We start from the raw sequence: 17113 nt of genomic DNA, 5'->3' as shown, positions 1-17113 counted from the left end.
ACCGGTGGGTCGGGAACATACTCATATGCATGGGCACTTGCGTCAGCTCCAGCTGCTACAATTGACACCGATGCTATCTTGAGCAATGTAGAAGCTGGAAACTATGTACTCATCGTTACTGATGATGTCACCGGATGTACTAGCGCTACCTCCAGCGTCACAATAGGTGAGACATTAGCTCCTATCAGTATCGAAACGACCTTACTTTCCATTGATTATTCATGTAATCCTGTCACCCCTACTGGAAGCCTAAGAGGTCAGATAACTGGAGGTGGTGCTGGTAATACAGGATTTACATTTGAATGGTATCAAGGTACAAGTGCTACAGGAACAATCATCAATTCCACAACAGATGCAGCAAATACCATTTCTAATTTGGCTCCTGGAAGTTATACCATCCTAGTAAGAGATAATACTACTCAATGTACAGAGACAGCAACTATTGTAGTACCTGAAGATAATCCTACAATAGGCGCAAACATTACAAAGAACAGTGATCAGAACGTTTGCTTTCCTGCAGATGGTCAGGCAACAGTTGCACCTAGTTTCAATTTCCCATTAGGTGTCTCTACTGGATTTAGTGCGAGCTATACATACCAGTGGTATGCCGGCCAAAACACGAACAATCCACTCGCTGGTGAGGTTAATGCAACTCTATCTCAAGTGACATCAGGTTTTTATACTGTTGTAGTAACAGAGACATCTTCGGGTTGTATCTCAAATCCAGCAACAATAGAGATTTTAGATAGTACACCTGCTGCGCCTACCATCAACATAGTAGCAGACGCAATTCCAGGGTCTTGTAATGCCACAGGCGGAGAAATTTCAGCCACAATTTCTGGAGGAACAGGTCCGTTTAACTTCTTCTGGTACGAGGGGTCCGACGATTTTGCTAATGATGATCCCACGGGTGCGGCCGCTCTTACTAACGGATCTGCTTTAATTGCAAGTCCAAATCCAACTGTTACTGTTACAACAAGTCCAACTATTGAATTAGATAATCTTGTCGGCGGGCTTTATACTTTGGTTGTTGAGGATGGCTCAGGGTGTCGCCATCAATCCTCCTTTGACCTTCCATTCAACGGTATACAAACAACAACCACTCTGAATGTAATCAATGTGAGTCAATGTCCTGATAATGGTCAAGCTGATGTTTCTCTCGCTGATAACCAAGTTATTACTGTAAGTGGACAAATTGGAGGTCTTTTCACAACGCTAGAACCGTATACAACAAGCAATGGAGCTACAGGAATCATTAGTGTAGACCAAGGTGGCACCATTCAGTTATCATTGACATCTGGTGCTTTAGTTGGTGGAGGTCTTCATACCATAACTGGAACATCAAGTGGAGCTTCTGCTACAATTGATGTGGTTAATAGTGTTGGATATATAGCAGATGAAGCAGATGACATAGAGGAATACATCATCTTTTTATATGCCGGAAGCGGGGTTCCTGTCAATAGACTTGCAGCATATGATGTAGTAAATTCTGTAGGGACAACTTTGAGATTTCCTTACAAGTTTGATCCAATAACTGGAGACATAGATGATGGAGATGATAATCTTGTCGTAAATGTTGGTGCCGTTGCTACAGGAGGCACTGTTACGTTTACAAGCTTACCTGCTGGTCCATATACTGCAATAGCACGTGAAAAAGCGTCGGCCGCTTTTGGTGGAGGTTTCGAATGTTGGAGTACATCAGCATCAGACATTATTGAGCAAGAAGCTTACAAACCTATTATTAGTGCAGTAAATATTACTTCTGATTCCTTCTGTAATGTTGGAACAGGAAATGGTAGTATTGCTATTACAGGAACTAAGGAGTCAGCAGACAGTGATGGGATAAATGATCAGCCAAACAATTTCCAATTTGAAATATTTGATTCGGGAATGGTTCCATTAGCTAATGCTGGTAATCAAAGTGATGTAACTAACACAACCTTTACCAATCTCAATGCAGGAGAAACGTACTTCATTACTGTGACAAGGTTAGGACTTGCAGGTCCGGCTACAAATGGTTGTGATACAACAGCTTCTTATACCATTCCTTTAAATGAAGAAGTCCATGAAATAACCACTCCATCTGTAACCGCTAACTCAGATTGCAGTCCATTGGATGGAGCAATCATGATAAATGATTCTGACCTTACAGATAATGCAGCTGATTATTTTTTTACATGGTACACTGCTTATACGGATGCAATTACCAATACACCACTAGGTAACGGGTTTGTTGATGGAGGAAATAATGGTGATCAAGGTGTAAATAGTGTATCTGGCTTAGTAGGAGGCACTTATTTCGTAGAAGTCACACACGCGACCAAAGGTTGTTCATCGCCTGTTACTTCTGTTGTTGTTGATGATGAAAGAGTCAATCCAGCAATCTCTGTGGCAGCTACTGCTCAAGATATCTCGTGCGATGATGATGCTACAAACCCCGCTACAGGACAAGCAACAGCTGCTATCGATAACTTAACCGGTGGAGCAGACATTGACGATTATATCTTTACCTGGTACCTCGACAACCCTCCTACAGATGTAATCGATATCACTGACCCTGGCATGGGACAGGTAACATTCTCTGGAAATGGAGCTTCTGGTAACACTGCCAATGCACAGGCGGGAGTAAACATCATTGATGGACTCCCTGCTGGTACATACTTCGTTCAGGCCGAAGACCTTACCAACCCAGGTGATGGATGTACTTCTGCAGTGCAAACAGTGGTCATTGAGCAGTTTACCTCTACCATCTCAGTGGGTAACATCGCTGCAACAGACTTTAACATCCAGCCAAACCAAGATTGTTCACCTTCTAATGGTGCATATGAAATCTTAAGAATCACTGAGTCAAGACCTGCCGGTCCTGTGACAAACACAACCATGGCTGACTACCAATTCGATTGGCTTGAAAGTGATAGAGCTACAACCATCGCAATCGGTACATTCCCGGATGTCACTTTCCCGAATGGAGCTTCTGGTTCCAATGGAGCTAGCGCAATCGCGGGACTGCCAAATGGTACGTACTATGTGCAGATCACTAACACAGCCGAAACTGGATGTACGCAAACTCTTGCTGAATTCGTTGAGTTCATCATCGATGATGAAAGGGTGAGCCCAATAATCAACCTTGCAAGCGGTATTATTGAGGATACCTTCTGCGATAATGGAGCTAATGTTGGTGATGGTGAAATCTCTATTTCAATTATAGATGAAGGCATTGCTGGAACTCCAACAGACTTTACAATCACTTGGTATAGAGGTACAGCTGCAGCCGCAAATGAAATTTTCCCAACGGATGGTGGAACTCAAGGCTCAGCAACTTCGAATGCTGATTTCACAACTATTTCTAACCTAGCTAAAGGTGACTACACAGTAGTTGTTACGAAAGATCTTGGAGATACGCCAGCTAATGGTAACGTAGGATGTGCAGCTACCGCTGTATATAATGTGGGATCAATGTTAAACATCCCAACACTCAATGAATCTGCGATTCAGGCAAGAACGGAACCAGATTCTACGTGTGTTGGAATTGGAGACACAGGAACAATAACCATTAACGATTCAGATATTGACGGAACATTGGATGAGTACGTAATTCAGGTTAGACAAGGATCTGCTTCGGGTGGACATGTCGGGGCATCTCCATATGCAGCTGGATCTGGTTCTCCATCTCTTATAATCAATGGACTAGCTGCTGATGATTACTTTGTCATAGCAACTCATGATGTTAGAGGATGTGCGGCCGCAACAGCTATCATAAATGTTAAAGATTCTACAAGAAATCCTCAGGTAGCCTTAATAAGCATGACCCCTGACCAAGATTGTGGTGGTGGCGTCAATGCTGGAGGTCTTGAAGTTTTGGTCGACGGCCAGTTTGATCATACCGATCACTTCACATTCCTATGGGAAGTTGCAGGTGGTGGTGCAGTTGGAGTTACAGATAGTGAGTCTACACTTTCAGGTGCAGCCGCAGGTGATTATCAAGTAACTGTTACAAACAATAACACAAACTGCTCTATAGTCAGAACATATACAATTACAAATGTTCCATTAAACCCAAGTATCTCAAACTTTACAGTAGGCGATAATAATATCTGCGATGATGACAATGATGGTAATCCTGTTGATGCTGGAACCTTTGAGTTACTGGAAGCAACTTTTGATGGCGCTACTTTGAATCAAGCAGCAATGGCAGGGTTCTATCGTCTGGAAGTGTATGAAGATCAATTGCTTACCTCTCCTGTGATTGATGGAGACGGTGACAATACGAACTTCATCTATACCGAGCTAAGTGGCGGAAACTATTTTGCAATCGTTCGGAAACTTGATTCCGATTGTACTTCCGAGCCTGCTGAGTTTGATGTCATCGATAATGTCTTAAGACCTGTGGTAAACATTGCACTTCAGGCAGCAGATTCTACGTGTACGGCTGGAGCAACACCTAATGGTTCACTTTTGGCTACTGCTACTGTTGGTGCCACTTCGGGTATAACTGATGCAGATGCTGATTACACATTCCAGTGGTACATCGGTTCCGGCACTGGAACTCCGCTTGCAAACGGAGTTGATCCTGGTAATGGCTCTACCCCTGCTGGAGTTGCTACCTCTAGTATTTCTGGACTTTCAGCAGACACGTATACTGTTGAGGTAACGAGGCTATCAACTGGTTGTGTTACGCTTGAAGAATTTATACTACCAAATGTTCCAACAAACGTTGAAATAACAACTGTCTCAATCGTAGATGCAACTAACTGTACTCCTGGCAATGGAATTATTACTGTAACAGGCGTTAACAGAGATAATGTAACGGATTACAATTTTGATTACTATAATCAAGATCCAAATCTTGGGGCGGCAGGAATTGTATTTACTGGAAACGCGGGAGTTGCTTACACTGTCGCAACTGCTGGAACTTACTGGGTCGTAGGAACGAATACACTTGTTAATTGTACAACTCCTGCATTTGAAGTTCAGGTAGGTGAAAATCTAGCATACCCTGCAATAGAGCTTGATGCATTTGACTTTCAGGCAAACTGTGATCCAAGCAATCCAAACGGTAGGTTATTGGTATTGGCAGATGGTCAAGCCGAGAACGCTACTTATGACTTTGAGTGGTATTTTGGTACAGGAACTGGAAACACTCTTACTCCGGATGACTATACGGGAGGTGCTAATCTTACAGGTGCCTCTACCAATGAAGTCTCAGGCCTTGCTGCTGGTTTCTATACCGTAGAAGTGACCAACAATGTCACTGGCTGTGTGACTATTGAAACTTATGAAATGGTTGACGATATTCCGAATCCGGTTGTCATTTCGACATCTACATCGGCAAATACGAATTGTGTCAATCCAAATGGGCAAGTTGCTGTTTCAGTTGTCTCGCCGGCACCTGGCAGATCAGTGAGTGATTATAGTTACTACTGGTTTATTGGCGATTTGGCTACTGTCGGTACCAATCCAAACCCAGCAAATGCTGATTTCACTGGTTCTCTTATTCAAAATCTTTCAGATGGGGACTATGTGGTGCTTGTTATTGACCAAATCGATAATTTCTGTCAATCTGAAGCTAAGGAAGTAACTGTTGAGGATGGTACGAGAAGACCAACATTCTTACTCACAACTAGTGATGTTACGGTTTGCTTTGACGATAAGAATGGATTTGCACAAGTTAATGTTCCGGACTTATCCTCAGTGGATATAGCGTGGTTCAATGACACCAACACTTTGATTGGTAATACCTTCTTTGTTGATTCACTTGATGCTGGTATGTATAGGCTCCAGTTAACTCATGTTATAACTGGATGTATCTCCGAAGAATCATTTGAAATATTGAATAATGCAGTAACACCGAATGACCCGTTCGTGCTTGTGAATAATGGCAGAAATAATTGTCAATTCGCAAATGGAAGTGCAATCGCAAACGTAGACGGGGTTACGAATAATTTCCTTTTCGAATGGTTTGATCCAAGTGACATGAATACACCTTATGCCACTGGTTCTGAAGTATTCAATTTGGATACAACCACATACCTTGTCAGAGCAACTAATATTGCCACCGGATGTCAATCGGCTTTTACTTCGGTGGACATTGGATATGAAGTAGTTGATCCTGTTTATGAAGTTATATTTAACAATTCTGTTTGCTTACGAACGGAAGATGGATCGACCAACCAGTTTACTGGGACAGCAATCGTTGGCTTTGAAGAATTCCAGTTAGCTTCTGAATACGAATGGAGAGATGCCAGCGGAACGGTTGTTGGCAATGACTCCAGACTGATTGATGCTTATCCGGGAGATTATACAGTAACATTTACTGCTGAGAATGGATGCAGCTACTCTGCATCGTTTACCATAGAGACTTCACTAAATATTTATAATGGAGTTTCTGCCAATGCTGATGGTAAAAATGATTTCTTCCTTATTGATTGTATAGATTATTTCCCGAATAATAACGTACAAGTCTATAACCGAGCAGGTCAAAAAATATACGATATAGATGGCTACAACAACACTTCAATTCGTTTTGAAGGATTCAGCAACGTAGGTGGTGGAGGTCTAAAACTACCTTCCGGTACTTACTTCTACATAATAGATTTAGGTAATGGAGAGGATCCTGTACAAGGATATTTAGAATTAGTTAGGTAATTTTATACAGAATGAAAAAGTCCTTAGTAGCAATTATTCTCTTCATAGCGGTCGGCAATGCAATTGCTCAGCAAAGGCCTGTTATGTCTACATACATGTTTAATGGATTGTCTTTGAACCCTGCCTACGCCGGAAGTTTGAATATTTTGAGTGCAAGCTTTCTTCATAGAAAGCAGTGGATTAATGTAGACGGAGCGCCAACTTCCAACATTTTCGCCGTTCATAGTTCATTCTATGGCAATCAAATAGGCTTGGGTCTTCAAGTATCGCAAGATGTTATTGGCGTTCATAAAGAATCTGCTGCATATGTTAGCGGAGCCTATAAGATTAAAACAAGTGCTGGCATTTTAGCAATGGGTCTTTCCGGTGGGTTTGATAATCGGCGTTCTGATTTTACACAGCTGAATATTCTAAATCAGGAGGACGAATTACTCACGGGCACCCCTACTCGATTTACCCCAAACTTTGGTACTGGAATCTATTTTGCAAACCCAAAAATGTATGTTGGACTATCGATACCCTATATTATTGAAAATAGTTTATTTCAAGTCCAGGCAGATGGCACTACCTCAGAAGCTAAAGAGAGCAGATACTATTATTTTACCGGTGGGGTTGTGTTGGATATAAATCAAAACATTAAGTTCAGCCCATCCACGTTAATCAGGTATCAAGAGCAGAGTCGTGTCGGGTGGGATTTAAATGCCACCATTATTTTTGATGGGATAGCATATGCAGGTGTATCCTATCGTAGCGGAGATGCTCTGGTATTTCTTACGCAACTTATTCTAAATGAAAATTTCAGAATTGGTTATGCCTATGATGCCACTGTAAATGCATTGAACAATCATTCAAGAGGTACGCATGAAATTATGCTCAACTATCGCGTTAAGCTAAGAAACTATCGCAAAGACCCTCAGTGTCCAGTTTATTTCTGACCCTCTTTTGTTAGATCTGCCAATAGGGCATTAATTAGAGAAAGTACCAAACTAAAGATTAGTGCCCAGAAAAAACCATCAACAACAAATCCAGAAACGATAGCACTCGCTATCATTATTATTATTCCATTAATCACAAGTAGGAATAACCCGAGTGTAAAAACGGTAATCGGAATTGTCAGAATTATCAACAGTGGCTTAACTGTAATATTTAACAGCGAAAGCAAGACAGCAATTATAACTGCAGTAATAAAATCATCAACGTATACACCTGGCAATAAATACGACGCGATAACGACTGCAATTGATGAAAGTAGAATCTTTACTAATGTGTTCATAATTATTCCGATTTAAACCATGATGCATACATGGCATAGTTTCCGGCAATTCTGCCTAGCATTTCCTTATTTTCCTTATCCATACTTTTTAGTTTCTTACCGGGTATTCCGCCATAAACTGAATTTTCTTCGACTACCGTTCCTGCCAACACTACCGTTCCAGCTCCAATTATAGATCCAGATTTAATAACAGCATTATCCAGAATAATGGCTCCAATCCCAATCAAAACATTGTCTTCTATAGTGCATCCATGGATCACTGCATTGTGTCCGATTGAAACATTGTTTCCAATTGTCGTACCAGATTTCTCATAGGTCCCGTGAATCGTGACATTATCTTGAATATTCGTATTGTTTCCTATTCGAATATAATTAACATCACCTCTCACCACAGCTCCGAACCATACAGTACAACTATCTCCCATTTCTACTTCTCCCACCAGCGTACTATTGGGAGCAAACCAGCAATCAGTACCGTGCTTTGGTTTGAACCCTCGAACTTCCTGTAGATATGCCATTTTTTGCCTTAAAGCTAGATTAAAAATCAATATCAAAAATGCTGACAAAATGTCACAGCAGTTCATATCTTTGCCTCATGCAAGGATTGATAGCAGATATAGATTTACTGGAAGAGGAAAAAAACCGTGATGCATCTTGTGATTTTAAAACAACTGAGGAAGACGGAGGATCGGCTACAAGGAAGCTTTATATAGAAAGCTATGGATGTCAGATGAATTTTTCGGATAGTGAAATAGTCACTTCCATATTGAAAAAAGAAGGTTTTGGCACCACCTCTTCTCCAGAACATGCAGATGTGATTCTGATAAACACTTGTTCCATACGTGAGAAAGCAGAGCAAACTGTAAGAAATCGACTAAACTTTTTTAAAGGGGTTAAGAAAAAAAACAGAGATGTTACGGTTGGAGTTCTAGGCTGTATGGCAGAGAGGCTAAAATCTAAATTGCTGGAAGAAGAGAAAATTGTGGATCTTGTTTTGGGTCCCGATGCCTATCGTGACCTACCTAAGCTTGTGAAACAAGCTGAAGAAGGTGAAAAAGGAATTAATACTTTCCTATCCAGGGAAGAAACCTACGCAGATATCTCCCCTGTTCGACTCAACTCCAATGGGGTTACCGCCTTCATTTCAATCATGCGAGGATGTGACAATATGTGCTCTTTTTGCGTAGTTCCTTTTACCCGTGGACGTGAAAGAAGCCGAGACCCCCACTCAATTGTCGGTGAAGCGCAAGAATTATTTGATAAGGGGTATCGTGAAGTGACTCTTTTAGGTCAGAATGTTGACTCGTATAAATGGTCCTCTGAAGAAAACAACAAAGCAAGGTTAGATAAGAAAGATGACGTTAAAGAAATAATAAACTTTGCTAATCTGCTTGCGATGGTGGCTGAAGTACATCCAGATTTAAGAGTACGGTTTTCTACATCACACCCTAAGGATATTACAGATGAAGTACTTCATACAATGAAGAAATATGAAAACATCTGTAATTACATCCATTTGCCAGCACAAAGCGGAAATTCCCGAGTATTGGAAATGATGAATAGAACCTACGATCGAGAATGGTACATCAACAGAGTTGATTCCATTCGAAAAATTCTGGGGCAGGAATGTGGAATTAGCTCAGATATGATTACCGGGTTTTGTTCTGAGACCGAGGATGAACATAGAGATACAATTTCACTCATGGATTACGTCAAATATGACTTTTCATACATGTTTTTCTATTCTGAACGTCCTGGAACCTTAGCAGCTAAAAAATATCCTGATGATATATCCCTTGAAGTCAAGAAAAGACGCCTACAAGAAGTCATTGACAAACAGCAGGAAATATCATTCGAAAGAAATAAATCTAGTGTTGGAGAAGTCTTTAAAGTTTTGGTTGAAGGGAAGAGCAAGCGGTCAAATGAAAAAATGCAAGGGAGAAATTCTGCAAATAAGGTGATCATATTTGAAGGGAACGTTCCCGTCGGTACGTATGTCAACGTCGAAGTGACTGACTGCAATCCAGCAACTCTTTTTGGAAAAATGGTATGAGCTTAAAGATTGATTCAGAAGTACAAGCCATAAAGCAACGTTTTGCGATAGTCGGCAATTCTACCAAACTCAATAATGCGATTCGTGTGGCGATGCAAGTAGCACCTACTGATATGAGTGTGCTCATAACTGGCGAAAGTGGTGCAGGTAAAGAATCATTTTCGAAAATAATTCACAGTCTTTCCCACCGCAAACATGGTCAGTTCATTGCCATTAACTGTGGAGCTATTCCTGAAGGCACCATTGATTCGGAGTTATTTGGCCATGAAAAAGGAGCCTTTACTGGTGCTACAGGTGATAGAAAAGGGTATTTTGAGGTAACTGATAGTGGTACAATTTTTCTTGATGAAATCGGTGAAATGCCTCAGAGCACACAAGCCAGATTGCTCAGGGTGTTGGAAAATGGAGAATTCATCAAAGTCGGATCTTCGAAAGTTCAAAAGACGGATGTCAGAGTAATTGCTGCTACAAATGTTGATTTGCTTGACGCAGTGAATAAAGGCAAGTTTAGGGAAGATCTTTACTATCGACTTAGTACGGTACCTATTTACGTACCGGCGCTTCGTGAGCGAGGAGATGATGTTGTACTGTTGTTTAAAAAGTTTGCTTATGATTTCTCCGAAGATTATAAAACTGAGCCTATCAAACTTGCTGATGATGCAAAAGAATACTTAAAGTCACATCGTTTTCCAGGAAACATCAGACAGCTGAAAAATCTAGTTGAACAAATCAGTGTTTTAAGCATCGAGCGTGAAATTTCATTGGATCAACTTCAAACCTACCTACCAAGAACCGGGAGTAATCTTCCAGCACTGATCAACAAGAAAGATTCTGAAGATAATTTTACTGAAAGAGATATTCTTTACAAGGTCCTGTTCGACATGAAGTCAGACATGGCAGAGCTAAAAAAGCTGGTATTTAAAATGCTGGATGGTAATGATGATGAGAAAGAAATTCTAGAGGATCATAAATCTCTTTTTCAAAACATCGACTCGTCGCATACCAGGCTAGATGAATATCATCAAGAAGAACATGAGCCAGAAGAGGAACCTACCCTCATCATTGCTTCAAATCAAGATCAATATGATTCAGAAGTTGAAGATATCACTCACGTAATGGAATTTGAAGATTCTTTATCCTTAGAGAAAAAAGAGAAAGAATTAATTATTCGTGCGCTGAGAAAAAATAATAACAAACGGAAGTATGCAGCTGAGGATTTGGGGATTTCGGAACGAACTTTGTATAGGAAGATTAAGCAATATGAACTTGAAAACCTTTAGTTTCTTAGTATTACTTATTTGCATTGGATTAAGTTCTGGATGTGGTGTTTACAACTTCACCGGAGGCACGCTATCTCCTGATACAAAAACAATCTCAATTTCACAGTTTTACAACAATGCGCCCTTGGGTCCCTCCAACATGAGCGCGCTATTCACAGAAACAATCAAAGATTATTTTCAACAAAACACCAGTCTGGAGTTGGTAGATAGCAATGGTGATTTGCAGCTAGATGGCTTCATCACTAATTACACCATTACTCCGGTAGCAGCAACATCCGGCAGTCAAGGGCAAGCGGATTTTTCAGCGCTTTCTAGAATTACAATTACGGTTTCAGCCACCTATACAAACGTAAATGATGCAACTTTTGACTTTGACAGGAGCTTTTCATTCTTTAAAGATTTTGACAATTCAACCAATTTAGCATCGAATGAAGAAGCGTTTGTGGAAGAAATATTCGATCAAATAGTTTTAGATATCTTCAATGCTTCAGTGGCAAATTGGTGATTTTGGTTAATTTTAGCTTAAACACCATCGTCTAACCTGTGAACAAGAGCGAGTTAATCACCTTTTTAAGAGATCCTACTAAGCTTTCTTCAGAGCAATTGGAGGAATTGGAGGCTATTGTTGATGAAAATCCATATTTTCTCAGTGCTCGACTACTTCTTGCCAAGGCTAGTAAAGAGCAAAAACACGCTGAAACGAAAAAGAGGGTTGCTTCAGCAGCAATTTATTCCACCGATAGAGTATTACTCAAGAAGTATTTAAACGGAGATCTTTTCTTTTTAAGTCAACCACATAAAGCCTCAGAAAGTGATCATGATTCGGAAGAGCATACTCCAGATCGAGGTGCGGAAGTTTCTGGGAAAATTCCGATTGTATCTAAAACAAATGCACCAGTCGCAAAAGAAAAAGATACTTCAGGACTGGAAGAGACAAAAAAGGAATCAAAAGAACAAAATAGAGACACCGCAAAAGTTAAAAGCCCTGGTGATTCAAGCTCTGAGACCGCTAAATCCATAGAAAGACCATCTCGTTCAGATAAACGACCCGCAGCTATTACAAAGGTTGTTGAAAAAAAACAACTGGAAGTTCCTGAACTCCCATCAGGAGATTTAGACTCCATTCTCGAGGAACTTCAACAGGACATGGCTAATCTCAAAAATTCGCGTGAAAAGTTCTCGGAGGTACAACAAAAAATAGAAGAAGATGATGCCGTTTCAGCTGCACTTGAAAAGGCATCTTCAAAAGAAGAGTCGAAACCTCCTACTGTTGAGGTTACTTCTGATCAACTGGTCCCTGAAAGTGAAAGTGAGCACTCAAAAGAGGACGAAGAAGAAAAGGAAGCAGAAGCAGCTAAGAAGTCCGCATCTGAGATTACCATGCAAATTTTGGCAGCTGCCAAGAAAGCGAAAGAGGAAGTTGACAATGAAGATAGAGCTCTAATTCAGGAAGACACTTCTGAAGAACAACCCTCCCCTGCCGCTGATACCGTGGACTCAGATGAAAAGCTTTCTTCAAATTCGGAAATTTCGCCTGAAGAAGAAGTGAAAGAAGTTAAGCCCATTGCAGAGAAGCAAAAAAGCGAGAAAACAGATTCCACATCTGACTCTGAGCGGGCAGAACGTGTGATTAGAGAACCTAGATTCTCACGTTTTTCTTCTAGGAGCTATCTAAACCCCACCGATCATATAGATCCTGCGGGTTTTCTTAAGGATGACAAAGACGAATTAAAAGAAAAACCAGCAGATAAAATAAAGGATGACACTGACAAGGAAGAAAGCTCAAGCGAGATAAAACTACCTGACCTATCCAAAGCAAAGCCAGTCGCTAGAAAAAGTAGGCGGTCGAGTAAACGTAAGGATGAAGAGTCTTCTAAGAAAGCAACGGTAAAAGAACCCGAAGAAGACGCTAAAGCTGTTAAAGAAACGAACGTTTCAAAAGCTGCTAAAGAAAAGCCAGCGACAAAGAAAAAAGTTAGCACAAAAACGACCGCTAAAAAGAAGGAGGAAAAGGAGTCAAAAGAGAAGAAACCCACCCAAAAGAAAGTTGTAGCCAAAAAAACTACTACTAAGAAAAAGGTCGTTGCAAAGAAAGAGACAGCCAAAAAGACCAAGCCAAAAGCATCCACCAAGGCAAAATCAAACGCTTCTAAAGAAGAGAAAAAAGAAGATGATACGAGTGATCGCAAAGATCAACAAGATATCATAGACAAGTTTATAAAGGAGTCTCCTTCCATAAAGTATCAACGCAAAGAGCCATTAGAAAGCGAAGATTTAGCCGAGCAAAGTGCTGCTTGGGATCCAAATCTAGCCTCTGAGTATTTGGCTGAAATATACCTGCATCAGGGAAATAAAAAAAGGGCGATTGAAATCTATGAAGCATTAAGCTTGAAATATCCAGAAAAAAAATCTTACTTTGCGGACTTAATTTCAAAAATTGAATAGATGTACGGAATAATTGTTACTCTCATTGTCATCGTAGCTGTGCTATTGATTTTGGTCGTGCTTGCACAGAATCCAAAAGGTGGCGGTTTGTCCAGTCAGTTTGGTGGATCAGGAACTACCCAGCTAATGGGTGTGAAAAAGACAGGGGACTTACTGGAAAAACTCACATGGGGTTTCGCAATTGCTCTTTTGGTTCTTTCTGTTTCTACTAATTTCATTCAGCCTGAGGTAAATCAGGATATCCTTTCCAGTCCAAACCTAGATAATGCGCAAACTACTCAACCAGCAATTCCACAAGGAATCCAGCCGGCAGATGCTTCGTCTACAGACCTTAATGATTTGACTGAAAGTTCTTCAACTGACAGTACTGAAAATTGATCAGTAGTAGATAATAGTTTACGATACTTAAGATATAGTTGAAAAGGCAATTCATTGAATTGCCTTTTTTTATGTTGACATCAACATCTTAGTGTTTTGATCAGCCGGTGCAAGCACAATCTAAGAAATCTTTCGCACGAGCATTCGCTTAGCAACGGGCAGTACAGTTTCATTCAGAGGAAATTTCAGCTTACTACTTGCGAGATAAGTTGCTGGATTGGGGAGTTCTGCAAATTTTCGAGTTAGGTCAACTTTAATATTTTCAAATGTCTTACTTATTCCTTTAATCTCGTTCATCAGAAACTCTGTAGTCATACTTCTATATTTTTCTTCAGCATGTTCGAAAAAAGTCATCTGATATCGAAAAATAGAAACATCACTAGAAGCATCCTGATTAATGAACAGGTAGCCTTCGTCCGAGTAAATTGGAGATAGTCCTACAGGCTCTAGTTCGATATTTTCTTCCACGAACTCATACAACTCCTTCCCTTCTTCAAGCATCCCTTTCAATTTAGGTATCGCAAAACCAATTATTTCTTCAATTTGATTCATGACTTCATCGTCCCCTATGATCTTGTCATACGTCAGTCTTAATTTATTGAAATCGGCTTTGGTAAGCGTTTCAGGAAAATTATCATACATCAGTTTCTTACTTTCTTTAACCTTGAGCAGGTTTCTGTAATGAAAGATTAAATCCGACATAAATGGATACAATTCAGATTGATTAAACCTATTTCCTACATCTTTCAAATAAGCCAGGAGTATATATTTTTTATACTCATAGTCTATCAACCCTTCAGTCAACCAATCGTGTTTCAAGCTGTCCATGCAATTTCATTTTACTAGAAATTAGTCATCAGATGTCAGTTTGTCAAACTGAGGAATAACATTTAGAGGAATATGACTTATTAATCTGCAAATATGTCATATCCTGATACGAAGAAGTCTGACATCTAGGTCTTGGCACACTAAATGATGGTAGAAGAATCCAAATGAAATTCAAATAAACTTAAACGTTTGCAAAACATGTCTAAAGTAAATTTCAAACCACTTGCTGACAGAGTTCTAGTAGAACCTGCTGCGGCTGAAGAGAAAACAGCATCGGGAATCATCATTCCTGACACTGCAAAAGAAAAACCTCAGAAAGGACAGATCGTCGCTATTGGTACTGGTAAGAAAGACGAGCCAATCAATGTAAAAGTTGGAGACCAAGTACTTTATGGAAAATATTCAGGGACAGAAATTACCATAGATGGTAAAGAGTTCTTGATCATGAAGGAAGCTGACATTTACGGCATAGTATAATTAATCTAAAAACTGAAAAATCAATATAATCATGGCAAAAGATATATTCTTTAATACCGACGCAAGAGACAGCATTAAAAAAGGTGTTGATGTTCTTGCTGACGCTGTTAAAGTAACACTTGGACCTAAAGGAAGAAATGTTATCCTTGACAAGAAATTTGGCGCACCGAACGTTACAAAAGATGGTGTTTCCGTAGCAAAAGAAATTGAGCTTAAAGAGCCAATTGAAAACATGGGAGCACAATTAGTCAAAGAAGTAGCATCGAAAACTGCAGATGATGCAGGAGACGGAACTACTACAGCAACTGTATTGACACAGGCTATTTTTGGACATGGCATCAAAAATGTAGCTGCAGGCGCGAACCCAATGGACTTGAAAAGAGGCATTGACAAAGCTGTTGCTGCTGTTGTTGAAAACCTTAAAAAGCAATCTAAAAACATCAAAACCAACGATGAGATTGCACAGGTAGCTACTGTTTCAGCCAACAATGATCATGAAATTGGTAAGATGATTGCCAATGCGATGGAAAAGGTTGGAAAAGATGGTGTGATCACTGTTGAAGAAGCAAAAGGCACTGAGACTGAAGTGAAAACTGTAGAAGGTATGCAGTTTGATAGAGGGTATCTTTCACCATACTTTGTAACCAACACTGACAAGATGGAAGCTGAGTTGGAAAGCCCATATATCCTGATCTACGATAAGAAGGTTTCTAACATGAAAGAACTCCTTCCTATCCTTGAAGCAACTGCGCAAACTGGCAAGCCATTATTGATCATCGCTGAAGATGTTGAAGGCGAAGCACTAGCAACTCTTGTAGTGAATAAAATCAGAGGATCTCTGAAAATCGCAGCAGTTAAGGCGCCAGGTTTTGGTGATAGAAGAAAAGCTATGCTTGAAGATATTGCTATCCTTACGGGTGGAACAGTAATCTCTGAAGAAAGAGGATACAAACTGGAGAACGCGACAATTGATTATCTAGGAACAGCAGAGAAAATCAACATCGACAAAGACAATACGACTATTGTAAACGGTGCTGGTAAGAAAGCTGATATCACTGCTCGAGTAAATCAAATCAAGCAGCAAATAGAAAATACTACGTCTGATTACGATAAAGAAAAGCTTCAAGAGCGTTTGGCTAAGCTTTCTGGTGGGGTTGCCATCCTTTACATCGGAGCAGCTACAGAAGTAGAAATGAAAGAGAAAAAAGACCGAGTGGATGATGCACTTCACGCAACAAGAGCTGCCGTTCAAGAAGGTATTGTAGCTGGTGGTGGTGTTGCCCTGATTAGAGCAATCAAGGCACTTGATGGTCTGAATCTTGAAAACGAAGACCAAAATACGGGCGTTACTATTGTCAGAAATGCAATTCAAGCTCCATTGAGAACCATCGTAGAAAACGCTGGTGGTGAAGCTTCTGTAGTTGTGAATGAGGTGTTAGCTGGTAAGGCTGATTACGGATTTAACGCTGCAAATGGTGAGTATGTAAATATGTTCAAGGCTGGTATCATTGACCCTACAAAGGTGACGAGACTTGCTTTGGAGAATGCTTCATCTATTGCTTCGCTCCTCTTGACTACAGAATGTGTAGTTGCTGAGGAACCAGAAGCAGAAGGAGCTGCACCAATGCCTCCTATGCCAGGTGGTGGTATGGGCGGAATGATGTAATTCTCGCTCAACGATATTTTGAAAAGCCTCCCTTAACGGGGAGGCTTTTTTTTATTTAATCCAGTGCT

Annotated in this window: 12 protein-coding genes; 9 read left to right on the top strand and 3 right to left on the bottom strand. The window is 40.3% G+C overall.

The annotated features are described in order from the left end of the window. Positions 1–78: 78 nt before the first annotated feature. Positions 79–6645, top strand: coding sequence for a T9SS type B sorting domain-containing protein (locus tag ABJF57_RS20655; protein WP_462235985.1), 6567 nt, complete (start codon positions 79–81; stop codon positions 6643–6645). 11 nt (positions 6646–6656) lie between these two features. Continuing rightward, positions 6657–7580, top strand: a complete 924-nt coding sequence (locus ABJF57_RS20650) for a PorP/SprF family type IX secretion system membrane protein (RefSeq protein ID WP_462234867.1) — start codon at positions 6657–6659, stop codon at positions 7578–7580. Here the strand turns inward: ABJF57_RS20650 and ABJF57_RS20645 are convergent. After that, positions 7571–7918 carry a phage holin family protein gene (locus tag ABJF57_RS20645; protein ID WP_462234869.1) on the bottom strand — a complete coding sequence of 116 codons (348 nt, stop codon included), beginning with the start codon at positions 7916–7918 and terminating at the stop codon, positions 7571–7573. The two genes, ABJF57_RS20650 and ABJF57_RS20645, sit on opposite strands and share 10 nt — an antisense overlap. 2 nt (positions 7919–7920) lie before the next feature. Next, the gene (locus ABJF57_RS20640) at positions 7921–8436 is read right to left on the bottom strand and encodes a gamma carbonic anhydrase family protein (protein ID WP_462234871.1); all 516 of its coding nucleotides are present in this window, start codon (positions 8434–8436) and stop codon (positions 7921–7923) included. 77 nt (positions 8437–8513) lie between these two features. Between ABJF57_RS20640 and miaB the strand changes: the two genes are divergently transcribed. From miaB to secG, 5 genes are read left to right on the top strand one after another with little or no spacing between them, the layout of a single operon-like run. After that, entirely contained in the window at positions 8514–9971 is a 1458-nt protein-coding gene (miaB, locus tag ABJF57_RS20635) for a tRNA (N6-isopentenyl adenosine(37)-C2)-methylthiotransferase MiaB (protein WP_462234873.1), read from the top strand. Continuing rightward, a complete protein-coding gene (locus ABJF57_RS20630; RefSeq protein WP_462234875.1) occupies positions 9968–11251 on the top strand; it encodes a sigma-54 interaction domain-containing protein in 1284 nt (427 codons plus the stop codon). The genes miaB and ABJF57_RS20630 overlap by 4 nt, the downstream gene beginning before the upstream one ends. Continuing rightward, complete coding sequence (locus ABJF57_RS20625) at positions 11232–11756, top strand: LptE family protein (RefSeq protein ID WP_462234876.1); 525 nt, start codon at positions 11232–11234, stop codon at positions 11754–11756. Before ABJF57_RS20630 ends, ABJF57_RS20625 begins: the two co-directional genes overlap by 20 nt. Positions 11757–11794: 38 nt before the next feature. Beyond that, positions 11795–13696 (top strand): hypothetical protein, encoded by a 1902-nt coding sequence (locus ABJF57_RS20620; protein ID WP_462234878.1) that lies wholly within the window; start codon positions 11795–11797, stop codon positions 13694–13696. Further along, on the top strand, positions 13697–14074 hold the full coding sequence (secG, locus tag ABJF57_RS20615; protein ID WP_462234880.1) for a preprotein translocase subunit SecG: 378 nt from the start codon (positions 13697–13699) through the stop codon (positions 14072–14074). 120 nt (positions 14075–14194) lie between these two features. Here secG and ABJF57_RS20610 read toward each other — a convergent pair whose 3' ends face one another. Beyond that, positions 14195–14902, bottom strand: coding sequence for a hypothetical protein (locus ABJF57_RS20610; protein WP_462234882.1), 708 nt, complete (start codon positions 14900–14902; stop codon positions 14195–14197). A 198-nt stretch (positions 14903–15100) separates the two neighbouring features. Here ABJF57_RS20610 and ABJF57_RS20605 point away from each other — a divergent pair, with 198 nt between their 5' ends. Beyond that, positions 15101–15379, top strand: a complete 279-nt coding sequence (locus ABJF57_RS20605; RefSeq protein WP_348278675.1) for a co-chaperone GroES — start codon at positions 15101–15103, stop codon at positions 15377–15379. A gap of 31 nt (positions 15380–15410) precedes the next feature. Beyond that, entirely contained in the window at positions 15411–17045 is a 1635-nt protein-coding gene (groL, locus tag ABJF57_RS20600) for a chaperonin GroEL (protein WP_462234884.1), read from the top strand. The last annotated feature ends 68 nt before the right edge of the window (positions 17046–17113 follow it).

Source organism: Ekhidna sp. (assembly GCF_039940915.1).
Lineage (GTDB): Bacteria > Bacteroidota > Bacteroidia > Cytophagales > Cyclobacteriaceae > Ekhidna.
This window is presented reverse-complemented; position numbering and strand designations above follow the sequence as displayed.

Excerpts from the sequence above, each read along its gene's own strand:
- ABJF57_RS20650 (WP_462234867.1), top strand. The coding sequence starts at position 6,657 with ATGAAAAAGTCCTTAGTAGCAATTATTCTCTTCATAGCGGTCGGCAAT.
- ABJF57_RS20645 (WP_462234869.1), bottom strand. The coding sequence starts at position 7,918 with ATGAACACATTAGTAAAGATTCTACTTTCATCAATTGCAGTCGTTATC.
- ABJF57_RS20640 (WP_462234871.1), bottom strand. The coding sequence starts at position 8,436 with ATGGCATATCTACAGGAAGTTCGAGGGTTCAAACCAAAGCACGGTACT.
- miaB (WP_462234873.1), top strand. The coding sequence starts at position 8,514 with ATGCAAGGATTGATAGCAGATATAGATTTACTGGAAGAGGAAAAAAAC.
- ABJF57_RS20630 (WP_462234875.1), top strand. The coding sequence starts at position 9,968 with ATGAGCTTAAAGATTGATTCAGAAGTACAAGCCATAAAGCAACGTTTT.
- ABJF57_RS20625 (WP_462234876.1), top strand. The coding sequence starts at position 11,232 with ATGAACTTGAAAACCTTTAGTTTCTTAGTATTACTTATTTGCATTGGA.
- secG (WP_462234880.1), top strand. The coding sequence starts at position 13,697 with ATGTACGGAATAATTGTTACTCTCATTGTCATCGTAGCTGTGCTATTG.
- ABJF57_RS20610 (WP_462234882.1), bottom strand. The coding sequence starts at position 14,902 with ATGGACAGCTTGAAACACGATTGGTTGACTGAAGGGTTGATAGACTAT.
- ABJF57_RS20605 (WP_348278675.1), top strand. The coding sequence starts at position 15,101 with ATGTCTAAAGTAAATTTCAAACCACTTGCTGACAGAGTTCTAGTAGAA.
- groL (WP_462234884.1), top strand. The coding sequence starts at position 15,411 with ATGGCAAAAGATATATTCTTTAATACCGACGCAAGAGACAGCATTAAA.